The organism is Mesorhizobium sp. WSM4847 (genome assembly GCF_055811335.1).
Window position 1 is genome coordinate 49,511 of sequence record NZ_JBVVPY010000027.1, and the last position, 12,952, is coordinate 62,462.

The 12,952-nt window shown below is 58.9% G+C and carries 10 protein-coding genes and 2 pseudogenes; 7 read left to right on the plus strand and 5 right to left on the minus strand.

The features are described 5' to 3' along the window. Positions 1–20: 20 nt before the first annotated feature. Positions 21–1,559, minus strand: a complete 1,539-nt coding sequence (locus AC0L28_RS29130; RefSeq protein WP_473481651.1) for a S8 family serine peptidase — start codon at positions 1,557–1,559, stop codon at positions 21–23. 706 nt (positions 1,560–2,265) lie between these two features. Between AC0L28_RS29130 and AC0L28_RS29135 the strand changes: the two genes are divergently transcribed. The 5 genes from AC0L28_RS29135 to AC0L28_RS29155 all read left to right on the plus strand — a co-directional run bounded on the left by AC0L28_RS29135 (position 2,266) and on the right by AC0L28_RS29155 (position 5,983). Continuing rightward, a complete protein-coding gene (locus AC0L28_RS29135) occupies positions 2,266–2,484 on the plus strand; it encodes a hypothetical protein (protein WP_473481653.1) in 219 nt (72 codons plus the stop codon). Positions 2,485–3,300: 816 nt separating this feature from the next. Beyond that, positions 3,301–3,459 (plus strand): hypothetical protein, encoded by a 159-nt coding sequence (locus AC0L28_RS29140; RefSeq protein ID WP_473481655.1) that lies wholly within the window; start codon positions 3,301–3,303, stop codon positions 3,457–3,459. Positions 3,460–3,550: 91 nt separating this feature from the next. Further along, positions 3,551–4,222, plus strand: coding sequence for a M64 family metallopeptidase (locus AC0L28_RS29145; RefSeq protein ID WP_473481657.1), 672 nt, complete (start codon positions 3,551–3,553; stop codon positions 4,220–4,222). Then, the gene (locus tag AC0L28_RS29150) at positions 4,155–4,400 is read left to right on the plus strand and encodes a hypothetical protein (protein WP_473481696.1); all 246 of its coding nucleotides are present in this window, start codon (positions 4,155–4,157) and stop codon (positions 4,398–4,400) included. The genes AC0L28_RS29145 and AC0L28_RS29150 overlap by 68 nt, the downstream gene beginning before the upstream one ends. A gap of 1,427 nt (positions 4,401–5,827) precedes the next feature. Next, positions 5,828–5,983, plus strand: coding sequence for a hypothetical protein (locus tag AC0L28_RS29155; protein WP_473481659.1), 156 nt, complete (start codon positions 5,828–5,830; stop codon positions 5,981–5,983). Between the two features lie 320 nt (positions 5,984–6,303). Here the strand turns inward: AC0L28_RS29155 and AC0L28_RS29160 are convergent, their stop codons facing one another. Further along, positions 6,304–6,945 carry a hypothetical protein gene (locus AC0L28_RS29160; protein WP_473481661.1) on the minus strand — a complete coding sequence of 214 codons (642 nt, stop codon included), beginning with the start codon at positions 6,943–6,945 and terminating at the stop codon, positions 6,304–6,306. Between the two features lie 305 nt (positions 6,946–7,250). Here AC0L28_RS29160 and AC0L28_RS29165 point away from each other — a divergent pair. Both AC0L28_RS29165 and AC0L28_RS29170 read left to right on the plus strand, forming a co-directional pair. Next, positions 7,251–7,427 (plus strand): annotated as a pseudogene (locus tag AC0L28_RS29165) (IS21 family transposase); the annotation flags it as partial. Positions 7,428–7,482: 55 nt separating this feature from the next. Further along, positions 7,483–8,189 (plus strand): annotated as a pseudogene (locus AC0L28_RS29170) (IS6 family transposase). On the opposite strand, the gene AC0L28_RS29175 reads toward AC0L28_RS29170, so the two are convergent. The 3 genes from AC0L28_RS29175 to AC0L28_RS29185 all read right to left on the minus strand — a co-directional run bounded on the left by AC0L28_RS29175 (position 8,186) and on the right by AC0L28_RS29185 (position 12,586). Further along, the gene (locus AC0L28_RS29175) at positions 8,186–9,943 is read right to left on the minus strand and encodes an ATP-binding protein (protein WP_473481663.1); all 1,758 of its coding nucleotides are present in this window, start codon (positions 9,941–9,943) and stop codon (positions 8,186–8,188) included. The pseudogene AC0L28_RS29170 and the gene AC0L28_RS29175 sit on opposite strands and share 4 nt — an antisense overlap. Before the next feature lie 718 nt (positions 9,944–10,661). After that, entirely contained in the window at positions 10,662–11,012 is a 351-nt protein-coding gene (locus tag AC0L28_RS29180; protein ID WP_245470435.1) for a site-specific integrase, read from the minus strand. Between the two features lie 650 nt (positions 11,013–11,662). Next, positions 11,663–12,586 (minus strand): HNH endonuclease, encoded by a 924-nt coding sequence (locus AC0L28_RS29185; protein ID WP_206073020.1) that lies wholly within the window; start codon positions 12,584–12,586, stop codon positions 11,663–11,665. Positions 12,587–12,952 lie beyond the last annotated feature (366 nt).

Genomic DNA, 12,952 nt, shown 5'->3' on the forward strand with positions numbered 1-12,952 from the left:
GGGACCCCAATAGTCGCTGTTTAGTTGACTGCTTGCAGCGCCTTTAGAGCATTTACGCGGCCGTGGCCGTAGAAGTCGTCGAACCCGGGATCACCCAGGTCGTCGGCGTTTCTACTAATGATGTCCCGCACTTGGTCTGGAGTCAGGTCTGGGTTGCGGGAGAGCAGAACGGCGGCGATTCCAGCTACGAAAGGCGTTGCACTCGACGTGCCATTAAATGTTGACGTGTAATTACCCTCGTCATAGCCAGCCGAGCCGGTGATGTCTGTCGTGTGAATGTGCACGCCTGGCGCTGCAACGACGATCTCTGGACCGAAATTGCTCCCCCACCAGTTCTCACCATCCTGCGAGGTCGGACTCTTGATTTCATCCCACTCATTGGTCGCGCCCACCGCGATTATCGGACGACCGGAGGACAGCACCGCCGGATAGCCTACGGGACCGTTCTCGTTCCCCGCGGCAAACACGAACACCCTTTCCTTCCCAACTCCGAAGTCGATCGCGTCGTTGATGAGATTCGATGGAGCGCCGCCTCCCCAGCTGTTACTGAGAACGTTCGCGCCACGATCAACCGCGGTCTCCAGACCGCGTGCAATGGTGCGGTTGTCGGTGCTCCAGCCTCCGAACTGGTTGCCGGTGGCAATTCGTATCGGCATGATATTGACACCTGGCGCTACGCCGGCCACGCCTTTGACATTGTTTGCAACCGCACCGACAATGCCCGCGCAAGCGGTGCCATGCCCGTCGGCGGGCAATGGCTGCTGATCATTGTCGTCGTCCACCGCGTCGTAGGGCTGCACGATGATGTCCTTCAAGTCTTCGTGTTCCACGTCGACACCTTCGTCCACCAATGCAACGATGATCGGCGCCGCTGGAGTCTCGGACGGCAAAGTTGAGCTTGCCAGCAATTGCCACGCGTCGATCGCATTGATGTCGGCATTGGCCTTACCGACAGGACTGCCCCTGTTATCCAACCCCCACTGACATGAAAAACGCTCGTCGGAGAGTGTAGTGCTGGCAGGGCATTCAGGACTGCCCAGTGCTCCTCCCTGCGCATCTGCTCGAGGTCGCGCAGGATAGAGACGAACGAGGTTCGGTTCTGAGTACCTTACCGAGGAGCTCTGGCCGAGCTGGTTTGAACGCGAAAGCGCCTCGCGTTCGTCCGCCTCCTTGAACTCGATGTAATAACGGCCGCGCCCCTTGTCGCTTTCGTCCGTTATGGCGCCGCCGAACTCGGCGACCGTGGACTTTGCCTGCTCTTCGGAAACTCCATCGTCGAACTGGACAGTGAACTCATTCACCAGGACATGGTCAATGCCACCGACCGAGTAAACGGGCGGCTCCGACTCGATAGCCCCGACCGTGTTCAAAGTCGTTCTTAAACTTTCGGTCGACAGAGGACCTCCTGTCGGCACCACGACGATGTTGTGGCGAGCAAGCGCTGGCGAAACGCTGGCGTTGACACGGCTGCCCAGACGCTCCGGAACAGCGGAAGGTTGTATGCCGGTTGGTAGGTCAAGCCGAAAAGCGCGATAGTTCCTCGAAGGCTGCAACTCCACTCGAGCTCCATCGACCATAAAGTAAGGCTCAGATTGGGCGACAGCAATTTCCGGACTCACAAAGCAAAGAGCCAGGATGCAAATGCTTAATCCGCCACAGATTCTTACACGCCTATGGCCCAAAAACTGACCGCTTAAGGATGTTGTAAGCATCTTGCTCACTCCGAGGGTGCGAGAGCACCTCATACTTGCCGCCAATTAGAGAGGCAGGGAACCTGTAGAGATTTTTGTATTCTCCCTCGTTTTGGGCGATTTCGCAAGAGGTATTCTTCGCCTGGCCCTAGGCGTTGCCGCACCTGTCAAAGGAACAGGATCAGAAAAATACCCGTTCGAAAAGCAATTTGAGATTGTGGTCCAATGTGAGCAAAGTAAGTCTCTTCCTACGCACTTTCGGAGGATCGCTTCCGTGGGGACAACTGTTTCTGGGACAGTGCGCAGGCATCCGCGAGGATTCGGCGAAGCGTCGGTACGGGAACGTGCAGGACAGCCATTGAGCCGCGATAGAAAACCAATTCCGGGTGCCGACGCTGTCTGTGTAGCGGAAGGCAATATGTCCAAGAGCACCAATGCAAGCGTCTTGGCAACCCGGCGTGGTCGAAAAACCTGGCGCAAACTCATTGTACGGAAACCGGGAGATCTCCGGATCGGCCACAGGCCCTTACGAGTGGATGGTCCGCGGCGGGAAGGTGAGGACCTGTAGCCACCAATGCACGATCAGAAGAAGTCTGACTCCACCATAGTAGCTGTGAAGTCGCCGAACAAAACCGGTTTTCCGATGGCGGAGGCGATGGAGCGAAGGGCGGGGACCAAGGGAAACGCGGATCAGCAAAGCACGCAGCGGATGCAGATCCGGGCACGCGTGACCCAGGCGCTGGGCCGCGTACGACAAGTCAATCAACGCTTCGCGGTCAAACTCTCAAGGTAGGAGCCGGATGCTCGAATCGGGCTCGTCCGGATCTGTGCGGGGGGTGCTCAGCAATGAGCATCCCTATCGCGAACCTGGGCCAATTCCGGAAGTGGCTAGCCTTGTGGTTGAGGACGCGGCGATCAGGCGCTTTTCAAAGATGCGTACATCCCGTGGTCTTTAACGAGTTGCGACTTCGAACGAGAAGTGCCGAAATCCTCGCGGGCCAACGGGCAGCGGGCATTGCGCCAGGCATCGCACTGAAATGGCCGACTTCCTTTTTTGCCAGTGCGTTCAGCAATTGGTTGCAAGGTTGGCGCTCGCAGCGGCTGTGGCTCAAGATCCGCAATCGCTTCGATTTCAGGAGGCAATCATGTCCGAAATCAGCGTCCAGGTCCCAGGGCGCGCGCTGAGGCTCACTCTCCGGGTCAGAGGTTCCAACGTGGAGCTTGTTCGGCAGGAGCGCCTGGGCATGGCCGTTCTGCCGTCCCTGCCAGCCGGTTTCGGGGCAGACCGATCCGGGTTCTGGTTCGAGTTGCGGAGCGTCGGAGGCCAGCCGCTCTACAGGATGGCGATCAACGATCCGTTGTCGGACGTAGTCGAGGTGCGGGGCGACGATCCCAATGGACCTTTGACCAACGTTCCGGCGCCCCGCCAAAACCGCATCTTCAGCATTGTCGTGCCGCACGCTCCGGACGGGACATCGGTCGCCTCATGTCGAGCCGGCCCGATCAAGCCGACCCGGCTGTGCGAAAGGACCGCTCCCTGCCCAGCACGAGCGCCGGATCGTCGTCAGCGAGGTGGCCTCAGGCGCACTCCAAAAGAGGGGGAATCCCGGTGGGCAGCGCTGACGGCCGCGTCCTCGGGATGCAGGACGTGCGCGTGCGCGGGCCGCGCGACCTCATGATCAACAACCTCCTGGTGGCCGAGGCCTTCCGACAGGATGAGCGGAACAATTCGCCCAATACGCCCGGCGCTTCTCGGATCGTCTCTTGACGGAGGAGCCCTTGCGGCGGGCTCAAGGCGGAATGAACGTGTTCCGCATCGATGTTGCCTCTACTGAAAGCGGCGTCGACGATCCAATGGCTTGCGGCGGCTTGGGAGCCGCGCCTGCCATCTACTTCGACGCGTCACTCTGTTCCGGCGGTGTGCGTCGCGCCTTGAGCGTGGACGAGGGGCTCGTCATCGATGTCGTCCGCGTTTCGTACCTGAGTGGCACCTCATTCTGGTGCTCGCCAACACCCAGCAGCACGCAGGCCAAGGTGGCACGGTCGCAACCAGCACCGTGGAGCCCGGTTGGGAGAACGTGGCGATTCACGAGATGGGGCGCTCGCTGTTCGGACTCGCCGACGAATACGAATATCTCCTTGGATGCGGCCAAGAAACGGACCGTGACAACTGGCCCAGCATCCTGGGCATCAGAATCGAGCCATCCGAGCCCAACATCACGATCGGAACGAATCCGACGAGGATCAAATGGCGCGATCTCATCGGCGCGGGAACGCCCATCCCGACCACAGCAACCCCGATTGCACATTGTGCGATCCACTACCAACCACCCGATGCCGGCAGGAACGGTGGGACTCTTCGAGGGGGCGGGACACTACCACTGCGGAGCCTACGGGCCCGTGTTCACATGCAAGATGCGCCAACATGCGAGGCCGTTCTGCGCGGTGTGCCGGCGGAGGATCTTGGAGACGATCGGGCAGTACCACCGCATCGCGATCTCCTTTGCGCCGTGGCGCTTCAGGCATGTTAACGACTATGCGGCCCGAAACGGATTCGTCAGCGGCTACCCGAACTTTCACGAGGCCGATTGGGGCGATGGACTTGTCTTCGGGAGCATCCTACTACGGCCGGGCCTCGTCGAATGGCGCGACGTTCCCGCGGAAGAGCTCAGCAACCCGACCAGCTTTGAGGGTCGTTTCAGGGGGTGAACGACTATTCGGCCGCCAATGGCTTCGCAGCCGGCTTCCAGAATTTCCACCAAGCCGATTACGGCGAAGGAATCGTGCTTGGCTGTATCCTCATCCGCGGCGGAGTCGAGTGGCGGGACGTGCCGGCGGCGGAATTGGGCAATCCGGCAGGCATGGCGCCCAGGTTCAGGACCGTCCATGATTACACGTACAACAAGGGGTTCGTCGGTGGCATCCCGAATTTCCATGAAGCCAACTACGGGCAGGGAATCGTCTACGGGTGCCTCCCGCTGAAAGGGGATATTGCCGAATGGCGGGACATTCCCGTTTCGGATTTCTGCGCCCTAAACGCGCGTTTGAACGACGCGTCTTTCCGATACCAGTCTGCGCATATCTCGCTTCGGCCAGGCCAACGTCGAAATGTTCTCGTCGCGATGCAGAACACGGCACCGCCACCTGGACGCAGGGCGGCGACTACAGGCTCAGCTCAAGCCCCGCAGGACAATAGCGTTTGGGACGCAGTCGGGTCGATCTCCCGGCTCCGGTGCCCCCGGTTCTTCGGCGACCTTCTCGTTCGACATCACGGCACCCGGGACCCCAGGCACTTATCCCTTCCAGTTAGAGGATGGCGCAGTAGAACGTCGACTGGTTCGGGGATTTCTCGACGCAGATGAATATCGAGGTGATGCCGGAGGTGTCGTGTGTGCCATTGGCCCGTTGCACGACGGGCGGCTCGAACTGTGGGCCTCGAGCCCAGGCTACTCACCACGTGGAAGAGCACGACGAACCCGCGCTCGGCATGGGTGCCGTGGCAGGACTTCGCGGCCGACGCTAGCGCGGTTGCGGGGAGGGCTCAGGACATCGCGGGGCGCCACTCTCCGATGGCCGCCTGGAGCTTTGGGTTATCGACGGCGCAGGCAACCTGCTCAGTAGCTGCAAGGTCAATACCGACCCGAACGCCAACTGGACGGCCTGGGCGGACTTCGCCGCGGATGCGGGTCCTCTTGCGAACGGCGCGCGGAAGGTCGCCGTAGCGCCGCTCCCCGACGGGCGCTTGGAGCTTTGGGTGGTCGACGGGGCCTCTCTCCAGTTTGGAAGGTCGATACCGACCCGAACGCAAATTGGACCGCCTGGGCAGACTTCGGCACGGACGCAGGATCTCTCGCCAACGGCGCGCGACAGATCACGGTAGCGCCGCTCTCCGACGGACGCCTCGAGCTCTGGGTGGTCGATGGTGCCTGCGGCCTGTTGAGCAGTCGGAAGGTCAATGCGGGTCCTCTTGCGAACGGCGCGCGGCAGGTCGCCGTAGCGCCGCTCTCCGACGGACGCCTCGAGCTCTGGGTGGTCGATGGTGCTGGTGGCCTCTTTCCAGCTGGAGGGTCGATACCGACCCGAACGCCAACTGGACGGCCTGGGCGGACTTCACTCTCGACGCCGGCGCGCTCCCGTTGCCGCCTCGCCAGGTTGCCGTCACGCGGCTTTCCGATCTCAGGCTGCAGGTGTGGGTTGTCACCGCAACCGGCGTTCTGTTCTCTTCCGAAAAGGTCGACGTCGACCCGAACGCGGCATGGTCGCCGTGGAGCCGCTTCGCCCCGGGGCCGTGACAGGCCTCATGGTAATTGACGCGGGCCGGTTCTCCTCGTTGAGGACGTCCCAAGCGCGGCGGAGGATCGCATCGATGATACGTGGATGCAGAGATAGAGAAGAGACAGAGCCGCTGAGTGCCGGCGGCGTCGTCCGACGCCGATCCAATGCCGGAGCCGTCTTGGGCCTTCGGAGCAGCGAGTGTCCGGTAACGCGTGACGCGACGCCCTAGGGGGTCTTAGAGCAATCCACATTGGACGGTGAGGATTCGTGGTGACGCTCGGCGGAGCAGCGGTCGCGTCGGCTGGTGACCCCGCGGCCACTCTCGAGGTCGCCGATCTTAATAGCGCAGGGCGCCCCGCCTGCGCTCAATTTCTTCCTGAAGAGTTGCGTCTAGCGAAGCCGGGAATTCCGGGGTCAAAAGGCGGCCTCCCGGTGCAGGCTGGTCGAAGTTAAAAACAGTGTGCCATAGATCTTTCCAGCGTTTAGCATGTTCAACAAATGCATCCAATTTAGCGGTCAAATCACGATTGTTCACGACGTGAAAGCCTTTATCGTATTTTAGTTTGATAATTTCATCGTTGGTCTGAAGTATGCTATCAATGGTGCCCTTCCAAGTAGCGCGTTGGACCTCATCAGGATGAGCTCTCAGATGGGCTTGGACGTAATCCGGGGCAAATTCGAGGCGCTTCAATTCCGTGTTGCTAGTCAATAACTCATGCATGCGGCGGTTTACCTCAAGACGTGTCGCGAGTGGCACCAAGAATTCTTCCAGGGCCCGACCGGCTTCTTGTCGCTCCTTATCGCGGTCTGCCCGAGCTTTTTCACGCTCCTCAGCACGCATCGCGCGCTGCTCTGCCCGCTCCTCCGCGTCCTTGGCTTCTTGTCTATCCAACCACCACTTCAGCCAACCGGTGCCGCCAACGACAATGGCCGACAGCGTGCCGACAATTTCGCGTCTGGTGAGGGGAAAGACGGCCATAGCGGGACTCTCCAAGCCCGGCTTCCATCGTCAATGTAACATACTGCGGCGCCTTGAGCGACTGGAGTAACTCCGAACAGATACCCGAACGAACCTTGCCGAGGCGCGACCCAATCTCCCGCCGATCAGCGCTGGTATACTGCGAACAGGTTACTAGCATACGGAAGTACAGACACGTAGTCGATAAGGTCAATAAGGCGCTTATTCGCCGTTATAGTCTATCCATGGTTTTATTCCAAATTTTACCAGCTTAAAGTGGCAGAGTCATGTCATTCCGCTTGCTGAATGCAGTTACGCTCGGGATCGGCAAGGGGGTCGTCCACGGTTATCTGCGGCGTGCCGTCTTGCCGGGATGAGTTGGCCGCTGCCTGAAAGGATCGATGACGAAGACCTTGAGCTGCTGCTCTTCCCGCGGCGAAGCCGGCCTCGCAAAGCTCCCGGAGGTGCCCGATTGGAGCTATGTCGATAAGGAGTTGCGCCGGTCATGTCAGAGGAAACTAGGTTGAAGCGTGCAGGGTGGGCTTCTAGCGTCGAAGGATGACCAAACCCAGCCCGTTCCGTTACTTCAAGACGTCACCCGAGATCATCCGATTGGCGGTGATGCTGTACGTCCGCTTTCCTCTCTCGCTGCGCAATGTCGAGGATCTGCTGCACGAGCGCGGCATCGATGTCAGCCATGAGACAATCCGGTTCTGGTGGAACCGGTTTGGCCCGATGTTCGCGGCTGAAATCCGCCGGAAGCGAGCGCAACGGATGCGGGCCTGGCCGCAATGGCAGTGGCATCTGACGAGGTGTTCGTGAAGATCAACGGCGAGACCCATTACCTTTGGCGGGCCGTGGATCACGAAGGGGAGATACTCGAAGCCTTTGTTTCAAAGAGGCGGGATCGCAGGGCAGCACTGAAATTCCTCAAGAAATCAATGAAACGAAATGGTTCTCCGAAGACCATCGTGACGGACAAGCTAAGGTCCTACGGCGCGGCCCTGAAGGAAATTGGAACTGCCGATCGCCAGCAAACCGGGCGCTGGATGAACAATCGAGCGGAGAATTCACACCTGCCATTCCGACGACGAGAACGAGCCATGCAGCGCTTCCGGCAGATGCGATGTTTGCAGAAATTCGCCGCAGTCCATTCGTCCGTCCAAAACCACTTTAACCAGGAACGCCATCTCTACACTCGCGACAATTTCAAGCTTAAACGGGCCGCCGCTCTCGCCGAGTGGCGCAGCCTCGGCTCGGCCTAGACTTCACAAATTCTTGGCGAACTGCGACTGGTTCGAATTGGTCTGACAGCACCCCGGATAGGATTGGTGAACTTTCGGAGCGCCGTCTGGATTTGCAGGCTCTCGCCTATCGCACGGAGCTCGTCCTCGGATAAAGTGCGGTCGCCTATCCATTCCGCAATACGGCCAGATCGCGTGGTTCGGCCCAATGTACGTCGACCAAAGCGCGCCCGGGCCTGGCTGCGCAGATTTCGCATATAGGCTGCCGCAGTTGCCGCCATGCGCGGACGAGGTGCCTGGGTCTGGACATCTTCGTCCTCGTCGCCGTCTTGCTCGTCATTGTCGTCGTCGGGCGTATTGAGCCCGTCGATAAATGCCGCCAGGCCTTCGAGAAATTTTCGGTCCTGATTGACCTGAGTATTGAGGCGCCGCCGCAACGCGGTGTCGGTTTCTTCCCTCATGCTGGAGAGGAGACCTTCAACGTCAGAGGAAACGCTCACCAGTTCCAGTAAGGCGCGAGGAAGCGAAATGGTAGGCGTTTCCGCGACGGCCTCTCTAAGCCTCCGCCCGAGGCGCGCGGTTTCCGAGTTTCCATTCTTTTCAAGGAGGTCGGCTGCACCGCCTAAATCCTCCCAGTAGTCGCCGGCCTGCCAGCTTACAAAATCCTCATACCAAGCTGTTTGCCTGTTGAGCACGTCAGGAAGGACATAGGATTCACCTTCCTTCATGATGAAAGGTCCGCCGCCGTCAGAAGCTTTGAGGATGCGAAACCTGTTTCGCGCCAGGCCTTGCCGAAAGCTTGACCATGTCGCGATCTTCTGGTCGGGCGCAGCAATGTTTTCGCGCGCGAAGGCCTCCTTGAGATACTGCTTGAGCAGGTCCGTGGGAGTGAACATCAGCCAACTGTGAGAGTGATCCACGGCATTGTCGGCACTGCTGTTGTCGGTCAAGCGCCGTTCATCGTCATCAAGATAGACACGATCGACCTTCTGTCCCAAACGCCGGATCAAGGTCGTGGTTTTGCCCGTGCCGGGCGGTCCTATAATCAGCAACTGACTGTTGAGGGGCAACCGGAAAATCTCGTCCTGATAGCGATCCAGGATCGGTTGGTCACGCAGGCCCATCTTCGTGATGACACTGCGCCGGATGCCTTCAATGATGTTGGTTGCTTGCTCATCGATAGCCAAAATACTGTCGAGGATGGAGCTATCTTCCCCGACGGCAATATGCACGGCGAGTGCATCGAGCATGGAGATGACGGTAATGGGCCCGTAGAATTCGCCCTCCAGAATGGAGTTACGCGAGTCCCACTGGCCCTGGCGCTCATGAGGATGAAGGATCGCCTTCTCGATGATCTCGACAGACTGAACGCCACCAGGGGTTCGGATATCGAAATCGTCGCCCACATCCCAGGACGCCAGCCGGCCCATCAACGAATTGCGTCCAGCGAAGCGTTTGTCTCCGCCGGGGCTTCCTGAAGCCGTTCCACGGCAGATGTAATAGATGACGATCTTTCCATCGTCCTGACGTGCTACCACCCTGGCGATGGCCGGTTCTTTGGCGAGCAGTTCGAGAGCACGGCGGTTTGCGCTGTCGACGTTGCCCAGGGCCCTGACGGCTTCGCCTGACGTAAAGGTGTTCACGCTGGCGCGCGCCGTCGGGCCGGTGGAGTATGGCTCGCCAAGCGCCGAACGTGCGTCCTTGGAAATTCTCTCGAAAACGTCGAGGCTTTCGCTCGAAACCCGTTCGATCTGATCCTGGTAGTTCGTGACCATTCCCATCTCCCTGCCGATTGTTCTTATTCTTTGATTGGGCTGCTATGTGCAACCAAATACGGAAGCGAGAACCATAAAATATAATATGGAAAGCTGCGCCCAGTGCCGCCTAACCTTTGCAGGCGTCATTGCTGGCTAAATGTAGTGCCGAAACGATAGCGGTTTCGACCCCACGCCCGGTATCGCGGTCAAGATTTCCCCGATGTCGTCGGCAAATCGCAGAGTGTCCGGCTAACCGTCGCTGAAAAGGCGCGCATTGAAGTTCAGCTTCGTCAGAGCGAGAACATCAGCCAGCACCTGATGGAGCCGCGTGTCACCAAAAACAATGAGCACCTTCAAGGGCGTTGGAACCTCTCAAAATGCGTTGCGATGGTCGATCTCAAGCGCTAGGCCCCGCAAAACTGCACGCCCGCCTTCGCGAAAAAGCTTGAGGTCATTCGGCTTGGTAATCTGGATGCCGGAAATAGTTGTTCCCGCCGGAACCGCGCTGCGGAAGCCCTCACTCTCCGCACCATTGAACCGCGGCCGTGGATAAAAATCTCCTGCGGCGGCTTGCCGTGCCCACTGATGTAGCTGTCAGCGCAGCGGCTGACGATCTCCGCAGCTTTTCCTTAGAGAGGTGAAACTCCCCGAGGCGATCAGACCCGAATGCGCCACAGCACCCTTGAACACAATACCTTCGCCGGTATGCAGGAAAATCTGCGCCCCGCAGCAAGCCTCATTGTTGTCGGCGGGGTTGTTCTTTCTCTTGAATACGAGGCCGATGTAGCAGACGCCGTCGCGGATAGGCGTGGCGGAATCCGTTGTTTGCGGAGACCGCCTTGAGTGTCTGGTACTCGAACCGCTTGAGGTGTTCGACATAACTCATTTGCGCGGGAATCAGGGACCCGCCACCGGGGACAAGGCGCATGATGGGTTCAAGGACATGCCACTGTTCCAGCGTGGTGACGGGCACGGTCCGTGCCCGGCCCCCTTTCGTCCAGCTTACCTGCAAGGCGATATGATCGGCACGAATGGCCGCCTGCGGCTGCAACATCATGGCCTCTTTGCGCCGCAGGCCAAACGCCACTTGGAGGAGAACCGACGCCTTGATATGAGGGGCACTCGATCGTGCCAAGCTTGGCCTGGTTGAGGGTCTGGGGCACGGTTGCGCGTGACTTCGCCACGTTCGGCGACGCCGTACGCGGCATTGTCGCGGTTGACGACATTGACCTTGTTGACCTTCTCCGCCCACCATCGCAGCCAGGTGAGGCGGTTGCGGATACTGGCATCCGAGGTATCGGAATCGAGCCACTTTCTACAAGCGCCTCGACATGCTTGGGTTTGAGGGAACCGGCGGACGGCAGCTTGTAGCCGAGGTCCACGAGGTCGTTGGCCATTTGCGGCCAAGCCGCGCCGACGGTGTTTTGAGTGCCGTAAGAGCCGTCCCGGTTGCGTTGGCACATCGGCCTCGCCCAACTTGGCCGTTCTGGTGATGGCGGTGTCGATAGCGCGGTCAACGAACACCTCTCGGCCCGGATCGCGTTGACGTGCGGACCGAGCGGCCAAGCGACATGCTGAAAAGTAACACTCTGGGCGCCCCCCTTCTCTGCCTCGGATTCGCGCCGACTTCACCCGGTTATCGAGCGGCAGCCGATGCCGGTGCTCGCCTTAGCCATAGTCCTGCACAACTGCCACGTGATAGTCTTTGAGCCGTCGGGCAAAGGATGAACGTTCAGCTTATTTCCCTTCCACTACATCCCTGAGTTCTTCGACCGTGAGCATGGGTTTGCGGTGTAGCATCTGGTGACAGTTTGAGCAGACCGCACGAAGGTCGCTCAATCGCGTCTTTTCGCCGGGCCGTATTTCTGCCACGGGCTTCGTATGGTGGCATTCGATGAAGCCAATGCCGCGCTCCTTATAAGTTCTCTCGAAATCAAAGCCGCAAACCGTGCATGCGAATGAAGTCAGGCTCGCCTTGAAAGCGGCGACCAGTTGCGGCTTCCGTTCAATGGCCCAATGAAGCCTGAGCCTGCGCGCGCCTTCTTCTTCGGAACGCTCACCCTCTCTTCCACTAGCATCTGCTCCTAGCTTCGTGATCGCCCTGAACTGCTCTTCGGACAAGTTGTACGAAGTTACCATCCTTTGCCGGCCGGGCTCGAAAATGTTTGGCGGTATTGGTAGCGACTCCCGGAATACGACAATCCGATCTTTTGGGACCGCCCAACGAAAGTACACAAAATCGCTTCGGATGGAGTTCTCTATCTGGGTAAGTGTTTGGTTCATGTATCGATGGGCAACCTGATTGATCTTGGCGAGTTCGAAAACATCAACCGCCATCTGCTCCACCGCTGAGGCTGACGGAGCGGCGGGTTTATCAAGTAATATGGCTCCGTCGTAATAGCCTGCCGCTCGCCAGCCGCCAGCATCGAAGGTCGCTAGGACAAGGCCAAATCTCTGGCCCTCATATTTCTTGGCAGGAAGCGCTACCGTGTAGCCGAGGACCTGTCCATCGATCGCGAAATCAATATTGAAATTCCAGTCCTCGTGCCCGAACCCGTGTTCATGAACGAAGCTGCCGACCCCCTTCTGGCTCAATCTGCCGCGTGACGGGCGAACCCAGCCTTCTGAATTGGGTGCGATCCTGTGTAGCTTGTATTCCAAATTATCCCTCCAAAATGGTAGTTGCTGCGATTAGCCTAAGATGAACCATCTCAGTGCCCTCAGCCTCCGCATTGGCGCAGGGTCGTCGCGGAGTCGGTGCATATGGGCAGCTTAGAACCGCCTCGCATTCTGCAATCTCCGCTTAACCGAGAAACCACCCGTTGTAAGCCTGCCATCTCAAAAATGGTGAGCTTCTGAACGCGTAAACGTTGAGTCCAGAACCACATCGCATTCTGTTATAGACTTGAAATAATTACATTATTTGAAGAGTAAGATTGACTTGGCAAGCAGGGTATAGTATCTGACGTTCCATGAGTTCAGTTGCCGCCTTCAGATCAAATCTGTCGCTTGGCAGTTAACTGTAAG